We start from the raw sequence: 20,678 nt of genomic DNA on the forward strand, positions 1-20,678 counted from the left end.
CCTCAGCTGACGTGTCGACGGTTTGGTCACCCTCTGCGCAAAGCTCCTCAGAAACAACCTCTGCCTCGATCTTGTCACGGCTTGATCGGGGCTTTTTTTGTCTGGGGATTGGAGAGAGGAGATCGTTCCCACGCTCTGCGTGGGAATGCCGCCATGGACGCTCTGCGTCCGCTCCGGCTGTGACGCAGAGCGTCACGGGATGCATTCCCACGCGGGAGCGTGGGAACGATTTCCTCTAGCGCTGCAACACCAATATCCGCGACAGCAATTCATCACGGTCGATGTAGCAACCCTGGAAGTGCCGGGCGCCGCTGGTGGGGTCGAAGGCGTTGCGGGCGTGGAGCGTGCGGCGGTTGTCGAAGCACCACATCTCACCGGGATTGAGCCGGGTGATAAGCCTGAAACGGGCTTCGCGGGTCATGGCGATAAAGCGTCGATAGGCCCGATACAGTTTGGGCATCTGCTCGACTGATGCATCGAACGGCCCCCGCAGGAAGTTCGCCATGCGGATTTCCGACACTTGCCCCAGTGCGTCAAGGGCGATGATCGGCGCCAGGCAGCGGTAGTCGCTGTGGCGGTCCTTGTTGCGAAACTCCACAGGGATGTCGCACAGGCTGCGAAAGGCTTCCGGATCTTCCTGGCGCAAGGCTTCGGCAATGGCAAAACCGTCGACAAAAATACTCTCGCCGCCGTCCGCTTCATTGACCAGGCAATGCAGGAATTGCAGCCCCGGTTGCAGCTCGCGGGTCGGCAGGTCGCTGTGCAGCGGCAGGTTGAACGCTGTGTAAGCGTTGCTGTCGGCGTCAGCCTTGGATTGCACGTTGAACAGCACGCCGAAGTTGCTCTCGCGGATAAAGGAAATCCGCTTGGCGATCTGCGTCAGCGAACCCGGTTCGGTGGGTAGGCCACGGATTTGAGTGAGGCCGATATCGCGCAGCGCCAAGAGCCATTGCAGCAGCGCCTTGGGATCGTCCATCACTGCTTGATACTCGAACACCGGCAGTTTCAGGTCGCTGTGCCACAGCTGGCTTTTCGGTTTGCTGGCACGACGTTCTGCCCGGGATTCGTCGTCATAAGCATGAGCCCGCAACCAGCCGGGATCGAAGCGGCTGCTGTGACCGTCCTGCCAATCGATGCACAGGCATCCGTCGGCATCGATATGGGTCAAGGAAGGTGCCAGGTCTTCGGCGACGTCGACGATTTCCAGTACCTGTTCGCGAGTCACGGTGTAGACGCAGGCCGGGCAGGGGCAGTTGTCCCGCAACCACTGATGGTGAAACGGGCTCAATCGGCCATCGGCCCATTGCACTTGAACACCGTCCGTCCGGGCTTGTACGGCGGTCAAAGCGCTGATCAACGGATAGCTGCGGAAGTCGGCAAAAGCGGCGGCGGTGTTCATGGCGATCTCCTTGTTTTTGGTTTGTTATTTTTCCGGAGGCAGGCCGATCACCCGGCCAATGTAGGCCGGTGCTGGCAGGTCGGACTGCAGGGTGGTGATGGCCAGCAGTTTGTTCAGAACCGCTTCGCTGAAGGGGGCGGAACGTGGGCCGGCAAGGTCGACATGAAGCAACATTTGCTCATTGCCCGCCAGTTCTTGCTCTTCGCCGACCAGGTGCAGGCTGTGATAGAGATGCAGGCGTTTGCGGTCGTGGCCGATGATCTGGGTGTGTACCTCAACCTCGGCACCGAGTTTCACTTCGTGCAGGTAGTTGAGGTGCAGTTCGAGGGTGAATAGCGAGTTGCCGCTGGCTTCGCGGTTGTTGCTGTCCATGCCCAGTTGATCCATCAGCGCGTCGGTGGCGTAGCTGAAGATCAATAGATAAAACGCATCGCGTAGATGGCCGTTGTAGTCGACCCAGTCGGGGATGATTTTGGTGTTGTAGGTGGTGAGGGCAGGCATGTTTATCTCCAGACATGATCGTTCCCACGCTCTGCGTGGGAACGCCTCCTGTGACGCTCTGCGTCACGTCTTTGGGACGCGGAGCGTCCCGGGCTGCATTCCCACGCAGAGCGTGGGAACGATCGACATCACTCGCTGAAGGTCATGCCATGCTTGGCCTTGGTGGTTTTCACCGCTTCAAGTACTGCCAGCAGGCAGTCATCACGATAGCGTTCCAGGGCCGAAATGCTGTGTTTGCCGAGCTGATCGCTGGTACCGTCGACCACGTCGTCGATCAGCTTGTCGGTCAGTTCCGGCGCTGGCAGGTAAGTCCATGGCAGCTGCAGTGCAGGGCCGAACTGGGCCATGAAGTGCCGCATACCGGCATCGCCACCGGCCAGGGTGTAAGTCAGGAAGGTCCCCATGAACGACCAGCGCAAACCGGCACCGAAGCGGATAGCGTCGTCGATTTCGCCGGTGGTCGCTACGCCATCGTTAACCAAATGCAGCGCTTCACGCCACAGCGCTTCGAGCAGACGGTCGGCAATGAAGCCAGGGACTTCCTTGCGCACATGCAGCGGGCGCATGCCAAGGGATTCGTAGACTTTCATCGCCGCTTGCACGGCTTCAGGTGCGGTGTTTTTGCCGCCGACCACTTCCACCAATGGCAGCAGGTACACCGGGTTGAACGGGTGACCGACCACGCAGCGTTCCGGGTGGGTCGAACCCTCGTAGAACTCGCTCGGCAACAGGCCCGAAGTGCTGGAACCGATCAGCGCATTTGGTTTGGCCGCAGCGCTGATTTTGCTGTGCAGTTCAAGTTTCAGTTCCAGGCGTTCCGGGGCACTTTCCTGGATGAAGTCGGCGTCTTTCACGCACTCTTCGATGGTCGCGACAAAGCGCAGACGATCCTGTGACGCGCCGGGTGCCAGGCCCTGTTTTTCCAGAGCGCCCCAGGCATTGGCGACGCGTTTGCGCAGAGCGGCTTCGGCACCGGGCGCCGGGTCCCAGGCCACCACATCAAGGCCATGGGCGAGGGCGCGGGAAACCCAGCCGCTGCCAATGACACCACTGCCCAGCGCGGCGAAGGTTTTGATTTCGGTGATAAAACTCATGGTGACTTCCTAAAGAGTTTGCTGATCCCTGTAGGAGCCGAGCTTGCTCGCGATGACGTCGGAACATCCGGAACATCTGCGGCTGGAAAACCGCTATCGCGAGCAAGCTCGGCTCCTACAAGGGAGCCGTGGGTTGAGGTTAACCGCGCTTGGTCAGGCCCATCTTCGCCCGGCCTTCGGCTGGGGTCAGAACGCGGGCGCCGAGGCGGCTGAGAATTTCCGAAACGCGCTCAACCAATTGACCGTTGGTGGCCAGCACGCCGCGATCCAGCCAGAGGTTGTCTTCCAGACCGACCCGCACGTTGCCGCCGAGCAATACCGCCTGGGCGGCCATCGGCATTTGCATGCGGCCGATGCCGAATCCGGCCCAGACCGCATTGGCCGGCAGGTTGTCGACCATGGCTTTCATGGTGGTGGTGTCTGCCGGCGCGCCCCACGGGATGCCCAGGCACAGCTGGAACAGCGGGTCGTCCAGCAAACCTTCCTTGATCATCTGCTTGGCGAACCACAGGTGACCGGTGTCGAAAATTTCCAGCTCGGCCTTCACGCCCAGCTCTTGAATGCGTTTGGCGCCAGCGCGCAGTTGCGCCGGGGTGGAGACGTAAATAGTGTCGCCGTCGCCGAAGTTCAGGGTGCCGCAGTCCAGGGTGCAGATTTCCGGCAGCAACTCTTCAACGTGGGCCAGACGAGTCAGCGGGCCGACCAGATCGGTGTTCGGGCCGAATTCCATCGGATTTTCACCGGCGCCGATTTCCAGGTCGCCGCCCATGCCGGCAGTGAGGTTGACGATGATGTCGACGTCCGCTTCGCGAATGCGCTCCATCACTTCGCGGTACAGCGCTACGTCGCGGCTGAACTTGCCGGTTTCAGGATCGCGCACATGGCAATGGACCACGGTGGCCCCGGCTTTGGCGGCTTCCACCGCAGCGGCGGCGATCTGTTTCGGGGTGACCGGCACGTGCGGGCTCTTGGCGGTCGTGTCGCCAGCACCGGTGAGTGCGCAGGTGATGATGACGTCGTGGTTCATGGTGCGATTTCCTTCAGGCCGTTTTTTTGGGGCGTGGTTTTTGGGCGTAGCGGGCCCGTTCGCAGCCGTCATCGGCTGCGAATCGGTGGTTCATTTCGGTATTACTTGTTGGTCAGTTGCAGATTCTCGGCAGCCGGTTTGCCGTCGAAGGTGGTCACGCCTTCAAGCCAGCGTTGCTTGTCTTGCGGGTGATCCTTGATCCATTGCTTGGCCGACTCGAAAGCGTCCTTGTGGTCGAGCAGCGGCTGCATCATCCGGCTCTCGTCTTCGGCAGTGAAGGTCAGGTTGCTGAGCAAGCGGCTGACGTTCGGGCACTGGCTGGCGTAGTTCGGTGCGGTGACGGTCCAGACGGTGGCCGAGCCTTCGTTCGGGCCGAGAGCGTTTTCGCTGCCGGTGAGGTAGGTCATTTTCACGTTGACGTTCATCGGGTGCGGCGCCCAGCCGAAGAACACCACGGCTTCGTTGCGTCGCACGGCGCGATCCACCGCGGCGAGCATGCCGGCCTCGCTGGATTCGACCAGCTGGAATTTGCCCAGGCCGAACTGGTTCTTGGCGATCATTTCCTTGATCTGGGTGTTGGCGCCCGAGCCCGGTTCGATACCGTAGATCTTGCCACCCAGCTCTTTTTCGAACCTGGCGATGTCGGCAAAGGTTTTCAGGCCTTTGTCGGCGAGGTAAGTCGGTACAGCCAGGGTCGCCCGTGCATCCTTCAGGCTTGGTTCGGCCAGGACTTTGACTTGCTTGCCATCGACGAACGGCGTGATGGTCTGGGTCATCAGCGGGTTCCAGTAGCCCAGGAACATGTCCAGGCGCTGGTCGCGGATGCCGGCGAAGACAATTTGCTGGGAGGCGCTGGTTTGTTTGGTCTTGTAGCCGAGGCCGTCGAGCAGGACCTGAGTCATGGCACTGGTGGCGATCACGTCGGTCCAGTTCACTACGCCCATGCGCACGTTCTGGCACGCGGCGGGTTCGGCCGCCATGACGCCGGAGCTCAAGAAAGCGGTACCGCTGAGTGCAAGAACACAGCTGCTGATCAGTCGTTTCATGGTGGGTTCCTCGGCAGGTCGTTATTGTGGGTTCCGGTGTCTTTGTGCGCCGGTGATGCCAAGTTACGCAGCTCAAGGCGTGTGAAAACGCACAGCGGCGACCAGCTCTTGCACAGCAGCGACCTGTGGTCTTGAATGGTGTCTTGAATCGGCGTATCACGGTTCCCACGCTACCCGTCATCCGAGTACGTTCCATGTCTCAGGATTTCTACTTCTTATTGATGCCGGGTTTTTCGGCGATCGGCTTTATCTCGGCCATCGAACCGTTGCGCGTGGCCAACAGGTTTCGTGGCGAGCTGTACCGCTGGCATGTGCTGAGCGTTGACGGCGGCGCGGTGTTGGCAAGTAATGGCATGTCGGTCAACGCCGATGCGGCGCTGGAGCCGTTGAAGAAGGGCGCGACCTTATTGGTGGTGGCCGGTTTCGAACCGCTGAAGTTTGCTACCCCCGTGCTGGAGCATTGGCTGCGCCGACTCGACCACGATGGCGTGACCCTCGGTGCCATCGACACCGGCAGCTTCATACTGGCCGAAGCCGGTTTGCTCGACGGCCACCGTCTGACCCTGCACTGGGAAGCCATCGACGCCTTCAAGGAGTCTTATCCACAGCTGAGCGTGACCCAGGAACTCTTCGAAATAGACCGTCGACGTATCACCTCGGCCGGCGGCACGGCGTCCATCGACCTGATGCTCGACCTGATCGGCCAGGCCCACGGCCCGGAACTGGCGATCCAGGTGTCCGAACAATTCGTACTCGGCCGCATCCGCCCGCGCAAAGACCACCAGCGTATGCAAATCGCCACCCGCTACGGCATCAGCAACAAGAAACTGGTGCATGTGATCGGCGAAATGGAGCAGCACAGCGAGCCGCCATTGAGCACTCTGGATCTGGCCGAATCGATCAAAGTGACGCGCCGTCAGCTGGAGCGACTATTTCGCCTGCACCTCAACGACACACCGAGCAATTTCTATCTGGGTTTGCGGCTGGAGAAGGCCCGACAACTGCTGCGTCAGACCGACATGAGCGTGCTGGAGGTGAGCATTGCCTGCGGGTTTGAGTCGCCGTCGTACTTCACCCGCAGTTATCGCGCGAGGTTTGCGCAGTGTCCGCGCGAAGACCGGCGCCAGAGTGTGAAGGCGTAACAGCGGTATCAGGACGCCCCTTTCGTCAACGCCGAACACGCCGCCTTGAACGCTTCATGCTGATACTTGTTCAGCGTTGCCGGCAGGGCGAAGTCGAACTTCTTGTTCTGCGCATTGATGGTCTGCGGCGAGAGCAGGGTGACTTCGCAGTTTTCCAGTAGCTGGAATACGCCTTCTATCTTGAACGTCGTCGGGCCGCCGGCGAACTCGCCTTTTTTACTGCGCTTTTTGATAGCGACGCGTTCGATGCCGTTGTTGTGGATAAACGCGGCGACTTGCGTGGCGAAGGCTTTGACGTTGACGGCGTCATCGTCGTCTTCGAGGGCGATTTTTTTGGTGGCGATGGCGAGGTGACTCAGCACCTGATTGTCGAGGGAGGCAACCGCGATGATCGCTTCGCTGCCTTTGATTTCGATGCCGCAGATTTTCATGGGGAGACCTGGAGTGCGTTATTTGCGGTGATGGTCGCATACCTTCGAGCATCGAGCGTCGCAAAGGGTCTCACTCGCGACAAGATCGCAAGCCCAAATGAATAACAGACAAACGGTTGTCTCTTAACCCCAGTCCAACGTCATAACGGACGCCTAGCGGTCTCTTACTCCTGCCCAACCGACTCCAGAAACTCCGACCGCTCGTCGCTCATCCGCGCCACGCAGTCGTTGTGGGCAATGGTGTAAGCCTTGCTGCCCACCGCAGCAGGGAAGGCCTCGACCGCGCAATCGGCGTCGCGCAGCTTCAGCCACTGCTGCTGAGCGGTTTTAAGTTTGTTGGTGATGTCGTTGAGCTGGGTTTTGTTGTTGGCATAGAGCGCCTGCATGCGCTCGACCAGGTTTTTGTAGTTGTCGTTGAGCAACTGTTCGGCGGTGGTTTTGCTATAAGCCGAGCATTCCACGGTCTGTTGGTCGTTTTCCACTGCGTCGCACGGCGAGGTGTCGGCCTCTTCAGCCGCCTGTACGCCGGTCGCTATCAGTGCCAAAGCCAGGAAGATCGATTTCATTGCGTTGCCCTAAATCCAGTAATGCGACGAATTCTGGCTCAAGCGCAAGGCAAAGAACAGATCGGCTTTGGCCCTGTGTTGAGACCCTTTGTCGCGTATTGACGCTTTCGGCAATTCCCTTGTCGTTTTTGCACCCGGCTGCCACTGCCCTCAGGCATATGCTGACCCCAAAGCGCCGGCAGACGATTCGGCGCATGAATCGCTAACAAGGGGACAGCCTGATGAGCCCAGCCGAATTGCACGCCGACAGCATCGTTATCGACGGGCTGATCATTGCCAAGTGGAACCGTGAGTTGTTCGAAGACATGCGCAAGGGCGGTCTGACCGCGGCCAACTGCACCGTGTCGGTGTGGGAAGGCTTCCAGGCAACCATCAATAACATTGCCGCCAGCCAGAAACTGATCCGCGAGAACAGCGACCTGGTAATTCCGGTCAAAACCACCGCCGACATCCGGCGCGCCAAAGAGCAGGGCAAGACCGGGATCATCTTCGGCTTCCAGAACGCCCACGCTTTCGAGGATCAGATCGGCTACGTCGAGATCTTCAAGCAGCTGGGAGTTGGTGTGGTACAGATGTGCTACAACACCCAGAACCTGGTAGGCACCGGTTGCTACGAGCGTGACGGCGGTCTGTCCGGTTTCGGTCGTGAAATCGTCGCGGAAATGAACCGCGCCGGCATCATGTGCGACTTGTCCCACGTCGGCTCCAAGACCTCCGAAGAAGTCATTCTCGAATCGAAAAAACCGGTTTGCTATTCCCACTGCCTGCCGTCGGGTCTCAAAGAGCACCCGCGCAACAAATCTGACGAAGAACTGAAGTTCATCGCCGATCACGGCGGTTTTGTCGGTGTGACCATGTTCGCGCCGTTCCTGGCCAAAGGCATCGATTCGACCATCGACGACTACGCCGAAGCCATCGAATACACCATGAACATCGTCGGTGAAGACGCGATCGGTATCGGTACCGACTTCACCCAGGGCCATGGCCAGGATTTCTTCGAAATGCTGACCCACGACAAGGGCTATGCCCGCCGTCTGACCAGCTTCGGCAAGATCATCAACCCGCTGGGCATCCGCACCGTGGGCGAGTTCCCGAACCTGACCGAGACGCTGCTCAAGCGCGGCCATCCTGAGCGCGTGGTGCGCAAGATCATGGGCGAAAACTGGGTCAACGTCCTCAAAGACGTCTGGGGCGAATAAGCCGCCGCACCTCTGAATCCTTTCCCGCTGCCGTCCGTGCAGCGGGCAACACAACGAATTTTCTGGAGTTAAGTTTCCATGGCCAAGATCGCCCCGCAATTGCCAATCGAAGTCGACAGCGAAACCGGTGTCTGGACTTCTGATGCCCTGCCGATGCTGTACGTACCGCGTCACTTCTTCGTCAACAACCACATGGGTATCGAGGAAGTGCTGGGCGCTGAAGCCTATGCCGAGATCCTCTACAAGGCCGGCTACAAGTCCGCCTGGCACTGGTGTGAGAAAGAAGCTGAATGCCACGGCCTGGAAGGCGTCGCCGTGTTCGAACACTACATGAAGCGCCTGTCGCAGCGTGGCTGGGGTCTGTTCAAGATCCAGGACATCGACCTGGACAAAGGCACCGCCAGCGTCAAGCTTGAACACTCGGCGTTCGTCTATGTGTACGGCAAGGTCGGACGCAAGGTCGATTACATGTTCACTGGCTGGTTTGCCGGTGCCATGGACCAGATCCTGCAAGCGCGCGGCAGCAAGATTCGCACCGTCGCCGAACAGGTTTACGGTGGCTCCGAAGAAGGCCACGACGACGGCTTGTTCACCGTCAAGCCGTTGTAAGTCGAGGATCCTGCCATGGCTTTCGAAGCAATGTTCCAGCCGATTCAGATCGGCAAACTGACCATCCGCAACCGCGTGCTCAGCACCGCGCACGCCGAGGTTTACGCCACCGACGGCGGTATGACCACCGATCGGTACGTGAAGTATTACGAAGAGAAAGCCAAGGGCGGGATCGGCCTGGCGATTTGCGGCGGTTCCTCCAGCGTGGCCATCGACAGCCCGCAAGGCTGGTGGAAGTCGGTCAACCTGGCCGACGACCGGATCATTCCGCACTTCCAGAATCTGGCCGATGCCATGCACAAGCATGGCGCCAAGATCATGATCCAGATTACCCACATGGGCCGTCGTTCACGTTGGGACGGCGAGCATTGGCCGACCCTGCTGTCGCCGTCGGGCATCCGTGAGCCGGTGCACCGTGCGACTTGCAAAACCATCGAGCCGGAAGAAATCTGGCGGGTAATCGGCAACTACGCCAGCGCAGCGGCGCGGGCCAAGGCCGGTGGCCTGGACGGTGTTGAACTGTCGGCTGTGCACCAGCACATGATCGACCAGTTCTGGAGCCCGCGGGTCAACAAACGTACCGATGAATGGGGCGGCAGCTTCGAGAACCGCATGCGTTTCGGCCTGGAAGTGATCAAGGCTGTGCGCAAGGAAGTCGGTCCGGACTTCTGTGTCGGCATTCGTATCTGCGGTGACGAATTCCACCCGGACGGTTTGTCCCATGAGGACATGAAGCAGATCGCCAAGTACTACGACGACACCGGCATGATCGACTTCATCGGCGTCGTGGGTTCGGGTTGCGACACCCACAACACCCTGGCCAACGTTATCCCCAACATGAGTTATCCACCGGAGCCGTTCCTGCACCTGGCGGCCGGTATCAAGGAAGTGGTCAAGGCTCCGGTACTGCACGCGCAGAACATCAAGGACCCGAACCAGGCGACGCGTATTCTGGAAGGCGGTTACGTCGACATGGTCGGCATGACCCGCGCTCATATCGCGGACCCGCACCTGATCGCCAAGATCAAGATGGGCCAGGTCGACCAGATCAAACAGTGTGTTGGTGCCAACTACTGCATCGACCGTCAGTACCAGGGCCTGGACGTTTTGTGCATCCAGAACGCCGCGACCTCCCGTGAATACATGGGCGTGCCGCACATCATCGAGAAGTCGACGGGTGTGAAGCGCAAGGTTGTCGTCGTCGGTGCCGGTCCTGCCGGGATGGAAGCTGCACGCGTGTCGGCCGAACGTGGCCACGACGTGACTCTGTTCGAGAAGAAAGAATTCATCGGTGGGCAGATCACTACCGCCTCGAAGGCTCCGCAACGAGACCAGATCGCCGGTATTACCCGTTGGTTCCAGCTGGAACTGGCGCGCTTGAAAGTCGACCTGCGCCTGGGCGTGGCGGCCGATGCGGCGACCATTCTCGATTTGCGTCCGGACGTGGTGGTACTCGCCGTCGGCGGTCATCCATTCCTGGAACAGAACGAACACTGGGGCGCGGCTGAAGGTTTGGTGGTCAGCAGCTGGGACATCCTCGACGGCAAGGTGGCGCCCGGCAAGAACGTGCTGGTCTACGACACCATTTGCGAGTTCACCGGGATGTCGACGGCGGACTTCCTCGCCGACAAGGGCAGCCAGGTCGAAATCGTCACTGACGACATCAAGCCGGGTGTGGCCATCGGCGGTACGTCGTTCCCGACTTACTACCGCAGCATGTACCCCAAAGAAGTGATCATGACCGGCGACATGATGCTGGAAAAGGTCTACCGCGAAGGCGACAAGCTGGTGGCGGTGCTGGAGAACGAATACACCGGCGCCAAAGAGGAGCGGGTGGTCGACCAGGTCGTGGTCGAGAACGGCGTGCGGCCGGACGAAGAAATCTACTACGCGCTGAAGGAAGGCTCGCGCAACAAAGGCCAGATGGACATCGAAGCCTTGTTCGCGATCAAGCCTCAGCCATCGTTGAGCCAGGCGGGTGACGGCTACTTGCTGTTCCGTATCGGCGACTGCGTGGCCCAGCGCAACACCCACGCGGCGATCTACGACGCGCTGCGGTTGTGCAAGGATTTCTAAGAGCTTGTGGATAACCCTGTAGGAGCGAGCTTGCTCGCGAAGGCGGACTGACATTCAACATTGATGTCGACTGACCCACCGCTTTCGCGAGCAAGCTCGCTCCTACAAGGAGTCGAGCAAGGCATCCAGGTAGTTAGGCCTGCAAGACCTCGAGGTCTTTGGGAGCTCCACCATGTTGAACACCCTTCTTCCTATCCTGTTGTTCGCTGCCCTGGGCCTGGCTGTCCTGGGCGCGCTGCGGCGGGTGGCTATGTGGCGCCAGGGCCGAGCTTCCAGGGTCGACCTGATCGGCGGTCTGTTTGCCATACCCAAGCGCTACATGGTCGATCTGCACCATGTGGTGGCGCGGGACAAATACATCGCCAACACCCACGTCGCCACGGCCGGCGGCTTTGTGCTGGCTGCCGTACTGGCGATTCTGGTCCATGGTTTTGGCCTGCATAACCGCATCCTCGGCTACGCCTTGCTGTTCGCCTCCTTGCTGATGTTCGGCGGGGCGATCTTCGTCTACCTGCGTCGGCGCAACCCGCCGGCGCGGCTGTCGAAAGGCCCGTGGATGCGCCTGCCGAAAAGCCTGATGGCGTTTTCCATCAGCTTCTTCCTTGCGACCTTGCCGGTAGCCGGGATTCTGCCTGCGGACTTCGGCGGCTGGCTGTTGGCCGCCGTGCTCGGTCTGGGCGTGTTGTGGGGCGTGTCGGAAATGTTCCTGGGCATGACCTGGGGCGGGCCGATGAAACACGCCTTCGCCGGTGCCTTGCACCTGGCCTGGCACCGCCGCGCCGAACGTTTTGGGGGTGGTCGTTCCACCGGTTTGAAGCCGTTGGACCTTAACGATCCGAACGCACCGCTAGGCGTGGAAAAACCCAAGGATTTCACCTGGAACCAATTGCTTGGCTTTGACGCCTGCGTGCAGTGCGGTAAATGCGAAGCCGCGTGCCCGGCCTTTGCCGCTGGGCAACCGCTGAACCCGAAAAAACTGATTCAGGACATGGTCGTCGGCCTGGCTGGCGGCACCGATGCCAAGTTTGCGGGCAGCCCCTATCCGGGCAAGCCAATTGGTGAACACGCGGGTAATCCGCATCAACCGATCGTCAACGGTCTGGTCGACGCTGAAACCCTCTGGTCCTGCACCACCTGCCGCGCCTGTGTCGAGGAGTGCCCGATGATGATCGAGCATGTCGACGCCATCGTCGACATGCGTCGTCACCTGACCCTGGAAAAAGGCGCCACGCCGAACAAGGGCGCTGAAGTCCTGGAAAACCTGATCGCCACCGACAACCCTGGCGGTTTCGCCCCGGGCGGACGGATGAACTGGGCGGCGGACTTGAACCTCAGCCTGCTCAGCGAGAAGAAAACCACTGACGTGCTGTTCTGGGTGGGCGACGGTGCTTTCGACATGCGCAACCAGCGCACCTTGCGCGCCTTCGTCAAAGTGCTGAAAGCGGCCAAAGTCGACTTCGCGGTACTCGGCCTGGAAGAACGCGACAGCGGTGACGTGGCCCGGCGTCTTGGTGATGAAGCGACCTTCCAGATGCTGGCCAAACGCAACATTCAGACCTTGGCCAAGTACAGCTTCAAGCGCATCGTCACCTGTGATCCGCACAGTTTTCACGTGCTGAAAAACGAATACGGTGCTTTTGACGGCAACTATGTGGTGCAGCACCACAGCACCTACATGGCAGAAATTATCGATGCCGGCGCGCTCAACCTCGGCCAGCATAAAGGCAGCAGCGTGACCTATCACGATCCTTGCTACCTCGGCCGTTACAACGGCGAATACGAGGCCCCGCGCGAAGTGCTGCGGGCGCTGGGGATCGAGATCAAGGAAATGCAACGCTCCGGTTTCCGCTCGCGCTGCTGCGGCGGCGGTGGCGGTGCGCCGATCACTGACATTCCCGGCAAGCAACGGATTCCCGACATGCGCATGGAAGACATCCGCGAAACCGGCGCCGAGCTGGTGGCCGTGGGTTGTCCACAGTGCACCGCGATGCTTGAGGGCGTGGTCGAACCGCGACCGATGATCAAGGACATCGCCGAGCTGGTGGCTGATGCGTTGCTCGAAGACGCGGCGCCAGGCAAGCCGTCGAAGCCGGCCAAACGTGAACCTGCGGAGGTGCACTGATGAGCGACATTATCCGCCGCGACCCTCGCGCTGAATGGATCGCCCGCAACCGTCTGCACCCGCTGCACGCGGCCATGCAGCCGGTGCAACACAGCTGGATGGGGCCTAACGGCATCATTCGCAAGAATCCCCACGGCATCGGATTCATCGGTCCCAACGGAATCAAACGCATCGATCGCAGCGGCGCCCAACAGGGCGGCGCGGCCAAGCGTACGGCCACGGTTGAAGTGCAATTGCCGCTGCATCAAGTGGCACAACCGGCGTTCTACATCAGCGTCGTGCCGGATATGGTCGGCGGCCGCCTGAGCAGCCACGACCGCGACCTGCTGGGCCTGGCCCATCAGCTGGCGGGCAACGACGGCGCGGTGCTGGCCGTGGTTTTCGGCGAACACAAAGAGAACGCTTTCGCCACGGCTGGCGTCGACCGCTTGCTGGTGCTCGATGGCAGTGAGTTCAGCGGTTATGCACCGGAACAACGAGTCCAGGGCCTGCGGGCTGTGGATAACCAGTTCAACCCGCGGCACTGGCTGCTGCCGGACAGCCGCAGCGGTGGAGGCGAACTGGGCCGGCGCTTTGCTGCCGCCTTGGGCGAACGCCCGGCTACGCGGGTCTGGCAGGTCAAGGGCGAGGAGTGCATCGGCCGCGCCGGTGCTGGCCTGCAGGATCTCGCACGACCAGTGGCGCGGCTGATTCTGGCGGCTGCCGAGTGCGCCGAACCTGTCAGCGAAACCCGTCACGAAGCGTTGCCGGTAGAGTTATCCACAGCGGTCGCTCGCAGCCTGTCGCGTATCGAAGACCTCGGTGCGGTGGCGGTCGATCCGGCGGCGATTCCCATGGCCGAAGCCGAATTCATTTTCTCCGGCGGCAACGGCGTCAAGGACTGGACACTGTTCCACAAGACCGCTGCGGCCCTGGGTGCTACCGAAGGCGCCTCGCGAGTGGCGGTGGACGATGGCTTCATGGCCCGCGACCGTCAGGTCGGTGCCAGCGGCACCTGGGTCACGGCGCGGGTCTATGTCGCGGTGGGAATTTCCGGGGCGATCCAGCACCTGCAAGGCATCGGTGCCTGCGACAAGGTGGTGGCGATCAACCTCGATCCGGGTTGCGACATGATCAAGCGCGCTGACCTGTCGGTGATTGGCGAGAGTGCGGCGATTCTTCAAGCCTTGATCGCGGCGGTAGAGGCTTACCGCAACGAAGCCAAGCGCGATGCGGCTTAAGGGAAGGATTTAGGTTATGAGTACGAATGTGATCAGCCTGGTGTCCATCGGCGCCCACCCGACTTCCGGGCGACCTCGGCGTGCCGAACAGGACGCACGGGCGGTCGAACTGGGATTGCAACTGGCTGGGGATAACCTGCAAGTGCTGCATGCCGGCGATATCGCGGAACCGGCGCTGCGGGCCTACCTGGGGATGGGGCTGGAGCAGCTGCATGTGCTGGAGCAGCCGCCCGGCGCGGATGCGCTTCCAGCATTGACCGACTATCTGCGCGATGCCGGGGCGCAGGTCGTGCTGACCGGCAGCCAGGCGGAAACCGGTGAAGGCTCGGGCATGTTGCCGTTCCTTCTGGCCGAAAGCCTTGGTTGGCCGCTGGTCGTGGGTCTGGCGCAGGTCGAATCCATCGATGGTAATTCGGCCCTGGTGCTGCAAGCCTTGCCCCGTGGTCAACGTCGGCGGCTGAAAGTCCGCCTGCCGTTTCTCGCGACTGTGGATAACGCCGCGCCGAAACCTCGGCAAAGTGCTTATGGCCCGGCCCGGCGTGGTGTGTTGCAGGCCGATCAGGTGGAGGTGGTCGACGATGAGTTACTCACAATCGCCACGCTGCAACCGGCGAAACCCCGGCCAAAGCGTCTGAAAGTGATCAAGGCCAAAAGCGGCGCTGATCGCATGAAGGCCGCAACGGCCAAGGCCAGCGGCGGCGGTGGGCAGGTGCTCAAGGGGTTGAGTGCCGAGGCCGGGGCTGAAGCGATTCTCAAGTTGCTGATTGAAGAAGGCGTGGTTCGTTGACGTTGAACTTTAAGCTGCAACATCTGGAAAAATAACCTTCCCTCCGACGTGTAGCCGCGTCATGAGCGCCCGCGTTAAAACGGGCGCTCATCGTCTTGTGGAGTTCAGTTCAATGCCCATTGTGTTTCGTTCGGCAGTACGCGCGGATGCGCGAGAGATTGCTCGCTTGTTTCAGATCTCCTCTGAGGGTTGCTCCGACTATATCTGGAGCAAACTGGCAGCGTCGGGGCAGGATTTACTCGATGTAGGCGCCGCCCGGTACGCCCGTGACGACGTGGATTTCTCTTACCAGAACTGCTTGATTGCGGAGTCCGAGGGCGAAGTCGTCGGCATGATGCACAGCTACACAATGCGCCATGATCCCGAGGCAGAGCCTGTGACCGATCCGGTCCTGGCGCCCTACGCCGATATGGAAATCCCTGACACGCTCTACATTTCCAGCCTGGCGCTGCACGAGGGCTGGCGTAACCAGGGCCTGGGCAAGCAGTTCCTTGAGCATGCCCATGCGCGAGCCAGCCAGTTGGGTCTCAATGGCCTGAGCCTGATCGACTACGCCGCGAACACCGGCGCCCGGCGTTTCTATGAGCGACACGGCTTTGGCATCGTCAAAACCTGCCAGGTCACTCCTCATCCGATGATTCGGGTCACGGGTGAAGCCTATCTGATGTATCGGCCGTGAGCCGAACGCAAATCCCTGTAGGAGCAGAGCTTGCTCGCGAAGGCGTACTGACATTCACCATCGCTGTCGCCTGATAAACCGCTATCGCGAGCAAGCTCGGCTCCTACAGGGATTTTTGGATTTACCCACAATCCCTGTTAGCGCTTCTGTGGATAACATGTTCACCCCTCGCTACACCCTACGCCAATCAAGCCCTGCAACCCTTCGTACAAAAAACAACCAGCCTAACCTACGGTTTTTTCGAGCTTTTTCCCTGGGATAACTTTGCTTGCACACCAATACTTGCCCCCAATCTCTGTTGGCCTTTCTGTGGATAAGATGTTCGCTGTCCGCTACAGACCATACAAACCGGGCTTATCAGGGTGATGGTTAAAAAACAACCAAATCATCGATTCAAGCCGATAAACCGCCTGAAAACCCCGATTTATCGCGGTCTCCGGTGGTTTTCCACAGATCCACCCAAGTTGCCCCCAAAGTCTGTTGGCGCTTCTGTGGATAAGGTGTTCGCGGTCCGCTACGAGCCATGCAGGACGTGGCTTACAGGGCTCTGATTAAAAAACATACAATCGCTGCCGAAAACCCTGCTTTTGGATAAGTCACGGATTTTCTTCGGTTTCTGTGGAGAAACCTTCCGGCCTTTCCACAGTTGTCCCCATTAGCTGTGGGTGGAGGTGTGGATAACTTGTTCGCTGAAGGCTGCACGCCACGTCCCTTATAGGCTGGAACGCAATAGATCATATTTCGTACAGTTCTATAGGGGAGGGGATGTGGGCGGTAATTTTGCGTTGTCGAAAAAAAGATCGCAGCCTGCGGCAGCTCCTACAGGGATCGTGTGATTCCGTAGGAGCTGCCGCAGGCTGCGATCTGTTGACCTTTATGATCGTTCCCACGCTCTGCGTGGGAATGCCGCCATGGACGCTCTGCGTCCGCTTTGGATGTGACGCTGAGCGTCACGGGATGCATTCCCACGCGGGAGCGTGGGAACGATCATCTTAGCCGTGAACCGGTACGCCCTTGAGGTAAGGCGCAGGCTCTGCGCCGAGGTTGTTCAGCAGACGCTCGCTGTACCAATCCACAAAGTTCACCACACCGAACTCGTAGGTCTTGGAGTACGGGCCTGGCTGGTACGCGGTGGAGTTGATCCCGCGCTGGTTCTCTTCGGCCAGACGACGGTCCTCATTGTTGGTGGCATCCCAGACTTCACGCATGCGGTCGACGTCGTAATCCACGCCTTCGACAGCGTCCTTGTGCACCAGCCATTTGGTGGTGACCATGGTTTCCTGCGCGCTGATCGGCCACACGGTGAACACAATGATGTGATCGCCCATGCAGTGGTTCCACGAGTGCGGCAGGTGCAGGATGCGCATCGAGCCCAGATCCGGGTTCTGGATCCGGCCCATGAGTTTCTTGCAGGCTTGCTTGCCGTCCAGGGTCATCGACACGGTGCCCTTGAGCAGTGGCATGCGCACGATGCGGTTACGCAGGCCGAAGCTGGCGTGAGCGTAAGGAATCTTCTCGGCTTCCCAGGCAGCGGCGGAAGCGGCTACGTGGTCCTTGAACGCCTGGTCGGCGCGTGGGTCGGTAACGTCGTCCCATTCCAGCAGGGTTTTCAGCAGTGCCGGGTGCGACGCGTTGCAGTGGTAGCACTCGCGGTTGTTTTCCAGCACCAGTTTCCAGTTGGCCTGTTCCACCAGGGTGGTTTGCACCGCGACCTTGGTGTTCTCCATGTCGTACGGTTCCATGTAATGGTTCAGTGTCGACAGGAAGTCATCGATGGCTGGCGGGTTTTCCGCGAGGCTGATGAAGATGTAGCCGCCGGCGGTCTTCACGTTCACCGGCTTGAGGCCGTACTGCTTCATGTCGAAGTCGTCGCCCATCTCGCTGCCGGCGAACAACAGACGACCGTCAAGCTCGTAGGTCCACTGGTGGTAGTGGCAGACCAGTTTGGCAACTTTGCCTTTTTCGCTGGTGCACAGACGCGAACCACGGTGGCGGCAGACGTTGTGGAAGGCATGAACCACGCCTTCGGCGCCGCGAATCACGATGATCGGGTTCTTGCCGATCTGCAGGGTCAGGTAGTTGCCCTTGGTCGGGATTTCGCAGGTCATGCCGGCGATCAGCCACTCTTTCTGAAAGATCTCCTGCATGTCGATATCAAACAGCCGCTCATCAGAGTAAAACGGCTGCGGCAGCGAGAACGTACGCTCGCGCTCTTGCAGCATCTGCGCGGTGGCCTTGCGTGCGGGTTCCAGTGGATCGCCCAAGCTCAGGGTAGTGGTGACGTCCATCGTTTAAGTCCTCATGGCCATCTGTGTGGCCGGCGAATAGTGGCTAATCAGGGTTGCTACGCAAGGCAGAAAACAGCGTTTATCTGTTGAAGCGAGTGTGGGGCCGGCGCAGGCCAGAACCTTATCCATGGGCGACATGGCCAAATCTGTTCCCGACGCGCAACCCCCGGTGGTTGGGGGCTGGTCGCGATAAGTACGTGAATGTCGTAGATAGGTAAGTGGCCACTGCACGCCTTGAGCAGAATCGGCAACATGAGGCCGACAGTCGGCCGTGGAGATCAGCATGTCCAATAGTTTCCTGAATCCGGTAACAACCCAGACCTGGGCCAATGGTCGGCACATCGTCCGTTGTGTCAAAGTCATCCAGGAAACCTGGGATGTGCGTACCTTCTGCTTTATGGCCGATCAGCCGATCCTGTTCTTCTTCAAGCCCGGGCAGTTCGTCACCCTGGAGCTGGAAATCGACGGTGTGCCGATCATGCGCTCCTACACCATTTCCAGCTCGCCTTCGGTGCCGTACAGCTTTTCGGTGACCATCAAGCGCGTTCCGGGCGGCAAGGTGTCCAACTGGCTGCACGACACCCTGCATGAAGGCCAGGAGCTGGCGGTGCACGGCCCGGTCGGGCTGTTCAACGCCATGGATTTCACCGCGCCGAAAGTACTCTACCTCAGCGGCGGCGTCGGGATCACCCCGGTGATGTCCATGGCCCGTTGGTTCTACGACACCAACGGCAATGTCGACATGGTGTTTATCCACAGCGCCCGCTCGCCCAAAGACATCATCTATCACCGCGAGCTGGAACATATGGCATCGCGGATCGACAACTTCAGCTTGCACCTGATCTGCGAGAAGCATGGCATGGGTGAGCCGTGGGCCGGTTATCGCGGTTACCTGAACCACAAAATGCTCGAGTTGATGGCGCCGGACTTCCTGGAGCGCGAAGTGTTCTGCTGCGGCCCGACGCCGTATATGAACGCGGTCAAGCGCTTGCTGGAAGGCGCTGGCTTCGACATGTCGCGATATCACGAGGAGTCCTTCGGCGCGACCCCGCCGGAAGCGCGCGCCGACGCTGTCGAACATGCCGAACAAGCGGCCGACGCGCCGCCAATCGATGCCGCCGACCTGCACCAGGTGGAATTCACCGCCTCCGGCAAAAGCATTCGCGTCGCACCGGGCGAAACCGTCCACGCAGCCGCCGCCAAACTCGGCCTGCTGATCCCCAAAGCCTGTGGCATGGGCATCTGCGGCACCTGCAAAGTGATGAAGCTGGGCGGGGAGGTCGAGATGGAGCACAACGGTGGCATCACCGAAGAAGACGAAGCCGAGGGTTATATCCTCTCGTGCTGCAGCGTGCCGAAGGGTGATGTGCGGATCGAGTTTTAACCCGTTACTCCGGGGCTGCATTCCCACGCAGAGCGTGGGAACGAGCTCACGTGGAGCCCCCCCAAACCATGATCGTTCCCACGCTCTGCGTGGGAATGCCTCTCGGGACGCTCTGCGTTCCTGTCTCGCCGCCGTCGTCCGGGCGTACGTTTCAATACCAGCGCTGAATCTCGATAAGCCCTTCCATCCCTGCATAGTTCCGAGCGCTTGAGTACCGCCAGTGCTCTGCCAGATCCACATACCCACGCTTCACCGGGTTGTGATGGATGTAATCCAGTTTTTGACGCATTACCGCTTCGCTATAGACCAACTCGGCGTGAGAGCCTTCCTGCCATAGCTGATAAACCCGATCCTGCTTATGGGCGCGCTTGCTGAAACGCAGGCGTTGCAGGGCTCGTTCTGCGCCTTTGCTTTGCAGGTCGTGGATGATTTTCCGTGCGGTGAAAGATTTGAACTGACTGAGGCATTTGCTCAGGTCCGGAGCTTCGGCAACAAAGTGCAGATGGTTTTCCAGGATGACGTAGCCATACAGCTGCATGTTCTGATGGGATTGTTGATAGCGCCAGCAATTGAGCAGGTGATCGACAATGTAGGGGCGGATGAACAACGGGAGCCACTCCATGATGGTGCAGGTCAGGAAGTGGGGCTTGTCGGGCTCGGTGATGGTGTAGCGGCTGTGGCCCATGGGTGCATTCCTTTGCTGCGTGGGAATGATCAGGGTGAGCGGGGTTGTGGGGTGGCGCTAGAGGACAGCGCCGCGGAGTTAGTGGGAAATTGCGACGCGCCTCTAATAATCGTTCCCACGCTCCGCGTGGGAATGCAGCCCGTGACGCTCTGCGTCACAACGGTGTTCGGCTCTACGCAGGCGGTGAGGCAGGAACGCGGAGCGTCCCTAGAGGTATTCCCACGCGGAGCGTGGGAACGATCAGGGTGACGAGGGTTAGCGGGACATCACTTCTCGAATATCCGCCGCCAGTTCTCGTACCCGCTCTACTTCTGTATCCCACGAGCACATGAAGCGGGCGCCGCCTTTTGATCGTTCCCACGCTCTGCGTGGGAATGCAGCCCGTGACGCTCTGCGTCACAACGGTGTTCGGCTCTACGTAGG

Annotated in this window: 18 protein-coding genes and 1 pseudogene; 9 read left to right on the forward strand and 10 right to left on the reverse strand. The window is 60.0% G+C overall.

The annotated features are described in order from the left end of the window. Nucleotides 1-235: 235 nt before the first annotated feature. From AC07O1_RS14320 to choX, 5 genes are all read right to left on the reverse strand, one after another. Nucleotides 236-1,399, reverse strand: coding sequence for a gamma-butyrobetaine dioxygenase (locus AC07O1_RS14320; protein WP_495089132.1), 1,164 nt, complete (start codon nucleotides 1,397-1,399; stop codon nucleotides 236-238). A 24-nt stretch (nucleotides 1,400-1,423) separates the two neighbouring features. Beyond that, complete coding sequence (locus AC07O1_RS14325; protein ID WP_495089133.1) at nucleotides 1,424-1,900, reverse strand: thioesterase family protein; 477 nt, start codon at nucleotides 1,898-1,900, stop codon at nucleotides 1,424-1,426. A gap of 128 nt (nucleotides 1,901-2,028) precedes the next feature. Beyond that, on the reverse strand, nucleotides 2,029-2,994 hold the full coding sequence (locus AC07O1_RS14330; RefSeq protein WP_494990635.1) for an L-carnitine dehydrogenase: 966 nt from the start codon (nucleotides 2,992-2,994) through the stop codon (nucleotides 2,029-2,031). Between the two features lie 139 nt (nucleotides 2,995-3,133). Continuing rightward, nucleotides 3,134-4,021: a 3-dehydrocarnitine:acetyl-CoA trimethylamine transferase CdhC gene (cdhC, locus tag AC07O1_RS14335; protein ID WP_494990634.1), complete on the reverse strand. Its 888-nt coding sequence runs from the start codon at nucleotides 4,019-4,021 to the stop codon at nucleotides 3,134-3,136. 101 nt (nucleotides 4,022-4,122) lie between these two features. Next, nucleotides 4,123-5,067 (reverse strand): choline ABC transporter substrate-binding protein, encoded by a 945-nt coding sequence (gene choX, locus AC07O1_RS14340; RefSeq protein WP_494990633.1) that lies wholly within the window; start codon nucleotides 5,065-5,067, stop codon nucleotides 4,123-4,125. Between the two features lie 194 nt (nucleotides 5,068-5,261). Here choX and AC07O1_RS14345 point away from each other — a divergent pair, with 194 nt between their 5' ends. Further along, entirely contained in the window at nucleotides 5,262-6,209 is a 948-nt protein-coding gene (locus AC07O1_RS14345) for a GlxA family transcriptional regulator (protein ID WP_495089134.1), read from the forward strand. Between the two features lie 8 nt (nucleotides 6,210-6,217). Here the strand turns inward: AC07O1_RS14345 and AC07O1_RS14350 are convergent, their stop codons facing one another. Beyond that, complete coding sequence (locus AC07O1_RS14350; RefSeq protein ID WP_495012003.1) at nucleotides 6,218-6,640, reverse strand: DUF3010 family protein; 423 nt, start codon at nucleotides 6,638-6,640, stop codon at nucleotides 6,218-6,220. Between the two features lie 164 nt (nucleotides 6,641-6,804). After that, nucleotides 6,805-7,206, reverse strand: coding sequence for a lysozyme inhibitor LprI family protein (locus AC07O1_RS14355; RefSeq protein WP_495089135.1), 402 nt, complete (start codon nucleotides 7,204-7,206; stop codon nucleotides 6,805-6,807). A 221-nt stretch (nucleotides 7,207-7,427) separates the two neighbouring features. On the opposite strand from AC07O1_RS14355, the gene AC07O1_RS14360 reads away from it, so the two are divergent. The 7 genes from AC07O1_RS14360 to AC07O1_RS14390 all read left to right on the forward strand — a co-directional run bounded on the left by AC07O1_RS14360 (nucleotide 7,428) and on the right by AC07O1_RS14390 (nucleotide 15,898). Then, the gene (locus AC07O1_RS14360; RefSeq protein ID WP_495089136.1) at nucleotides 7,428-8,405 is read left to right on the forward strand and encodes a dipeptidase; all 978 of its coding nucleotides are present in this window, start codon (nucleotides 7,428-7,430) and stop codon (nucleotides 8,403-8,405) included. Nucleotides 8,406-8,483: 78 nt separating this feature from the next. After that, a complete protein-coding gene (locus tag AC07O1_RS14365; RefSeq protein WP_007947752.1) occupies nucleotides 8,484-9,014 on the forward strand; it encodes a DUF5943 domain-containing protein in 531 nt (176 codons plus the stop codon). Between the two features lie 15 nt (nucleotides 9,015-9,029). Continuing rightward, complete coding sequence (dgcA, locus tag AC07O1_RS14370) at nucleotides 9,030-11,090, forward strand: dimethylglycine demethylation protein DgcA (RefSeq protein ID WP_258698727.1); 2,061 nt, start codon at nucleotides 9,030-9,032, stop codon at nucleotides 11,088-11,090. A gap of 172 nt (nucleotides 11,091-11,262) precedes the next feature. Next, the gene (gene dgcB / locus AC07O1_RS14375; protein WP_495089137.1) at nucleotides 11,263-13,212 is read left to right on the forward strand and encodes a dimethylglycine demethylation protein DgcB; all 1,950 of its coding nucleotides are present in this window, start codon (nucleotides 11,263-11,265) and stop codon (nucleotides 13,210-13,212) included. Beyond that, nucleotides 13,212-14,432, forward strand: a complete 1,221-nt coding sequence (etfA, locus tag AC07O1_RS14380) for an electron transfer flavoprotein subunit alpha (protein WP_495089138.1) — start codon at nucleotides 13,212-13,214, stop codon at nucleotides 14,430-14,432. The genes dgcB and etfA overlap by 1 nt, the downstream gene beginning before the upstream one ends. 16 nt (nucleotides 14,433-14,448) lie before the next feature. Further along, nucleotides 14,449-15,219, forward strand: coding sequence for an electron transfer flavoprotein subunit beta (gene etfB, locus AC07O1_RS14385; RefSeq protein WP_495089139.1), 771 nt, complete (start codon nucleotides 14,449-14,451; stop codon nucleotides 15,217-15,219). 112 nt (nucleotides 15,220-15,331) lie between these two features. Then, the gene (locus AC07O1_RS14390; RefSeq protein ID WP_495089140.1) at nucleotides 15,332-15,898 is read left to right on the forward strand and encodes a GNAT family N-acetyltransferase; all 567 of its coding nucleotides are present in this window, start codon (nucleotides 15,332-15,334) and stop codon (nucleotides 15,896-15,898) included. Nucleotides 15,899-16,890: 992 nt separating this feature from the next. Here the strand turns inward: AC07O1_RS14390 and gbca are convergent. After that, entirely contained in the window at nucleotides 16,891-18,186 is a 1,296-nt protein-coding gene (gene gbca / locus AC07O1_RS14395; RefSeq protein WP_494990624.1) for a glycine betaine monooxygenase oxygenase subunit, read from the reverse strand. Nucleotides 18,187-18,469: 283 nt separating this feature from the next. On the opposite strand from gbca, the gene gbcB reads away from it, so the two are divergent. Next, entirely contained in the window at nucleotides 18,470-19,570 is a 1,101-nt protein-coding gene (gene gbcB / locus AC07O1_RS14400; RefSeq protein WP_494990623.1) for a glycine betaine monooxygenase reductase subunit, read from the forward strand. 151 nt (nucleotides 19,571-19,721) lie between these two features. Here gbcB and AC07O1_RS14405 read toward each other — a convergent pair whose 3' ends face one another. Then, the gene (locus AC07O1_RS14405; protein ID WP_495089141.1) at nucleotides 19,722-20,255 is read right to left on the reverse strand and encodes an REP-associated tyrosine transposase; all 534 of its coding nucleotides are present in this window, start codon (nucleotides 20,253-20,255) and stop codon (nucleotides 19,722-19,724) included. 255 nt (nucleotides 20,256-20,510) lie between these two features. Beyond that, nucleotides 20,511-20,603 (reverse strand): annotated as a pseudogene (locus tag AC07O1_RS14410) (hypothetical protein); the annotation flags it as partial. Nucleotides 20,604-20,678: the final 75 nt, after the last annotated feature.

Source organism: Pseudomonas sp. GW821-FHT07G10 (assembly GCF_059418545.1).

Excerpts from the sequence above, each read along its gene's own strand:
- AC07O1_RS14405 (WP_495089141.1), bottom strand. The coding sequence starts at position 20,255 with ATGGGCCACAGCCGCTACACCATCACCGAGCCCGACAAGCCCCACTTC.
- AC07O1_RS14320 (WP_495089132.1), bottom strand. The coding sequence starts at position 1,399 with ATGAACACCGCCGCCGCTTTTGCCGACTTCCGCAGCTATCCGTTGATC.
- etfB (WP_495089139.1), top strand. The coding sequence starts at position 14,449 with ATGAGTACGAATGTGATCAGCCTGGTGTCCATCGGCGCCCACCCGACT.
- gbcB (WP_494990623.1), top strand. The coding sequence starts at position 18,470 with ATGTCCAATAGTTTCCTGAATCCGGTAACAACCCAGACCTGGGCCAAT.
- AC07O1_RS14350 (WP_495012003.1), bottom strand. The coding sequence starts at position 6,640 with ATGAAAATCTGCGGCATCGAAATCAAAGGCAGCGAAGCGATCATCGCG.
- AC07O1_RS14345 (WP_495089134.1), top strand. The coding sequence starts at position 5,262 with ATGTCTCAGGATTTCTACTTCTTATTGATGCCGGGTTTTTCGGCGATC.
- dgcB (WP_495089137.1), top strand. The coding sequence starts at position 11,263 with ATGTTGAACACCCTTCTTCCTATCCTGTTGTTCGCTGCCCTGGGCCTG.
- cdhC (WP_494990634.1), bottom strand. The coding sequence starts at position 4,021 with ATGAACCACGACGTCATCATCACCTGCGCACTCACCGGTGCTGGCGAC.
- AC07O1_RS14325 (WP_495089133.1), bottom strand. The coding sequence starts at position 1,900 with ATGCCTGCCCTCACCACCTACAACACCAAAATCATCCCCGACTGGGTC.
- AC07O1_RS14330 (WP_494990635.1), bottom strand. The coding sequence starts at position 2,994 with ATGAGTTTTATCACCGAAATCAAAACCTTCGCCGCGCTGGGCAGTGGT.
- AC07O1_RS14360 (WP_495089136.1), top strand. The coding sequence starts at position 7,428 with ATGAGCCCAGCCGAATTGCACGCCGACAGCATCGTTATCGACGGGCTG.
- AC07O1_RS14390 (WP_495089140.1), top strand. The coding sequence starts at position 15,332 with ATGCCCATTGTGTTTCGTTCGGCAGTACGCGCGGATGCGCGAGAGATT.
- dgcA (WP_258698727.1), top strand. The coding sequence starts at position 9,030 with ATGGCTTTCGAAGCAATGTTCCAGCCGATTCAGATCGGCAAACTGACC.
- AC07O1_RS14365 (WP_007947752.1), top strand. The coding sequence starts at position 8,484 with ATGGCCAAGATCGCCCCGCAATTGCCAATCGAAGTCGACAGCGAAACC.
- gbca (WP_494990624.1), bottom strand. The coding sequence starts at position 18,186 with ATGGACGTCACCACTACCCTGAGCTTGGGCGATCCACTGGAACCCGCA.
- choX (WP_494990633.1), bottom strand. The coding sequence starts at position 5,067 with ATGAAACGACTGATCAGCAGCTGTGTTCTTGCACTCAGCGGTACCGCT.
- AC07O1_RS14355 (WP_495089135.1), bottom strand. The coding sequence starts at position 7,206 with ATGAAATCGATCTTCCTGGCTTTGGCACTGATAGCGACCGGCGTACAG.
- etfA (WP_495089138.1), top strand. The coding sequence starts at position 13,212 with ATGAGCGACATTATCCGCCGCGACCCTCGCGCTGAATGGATCGCCCGC.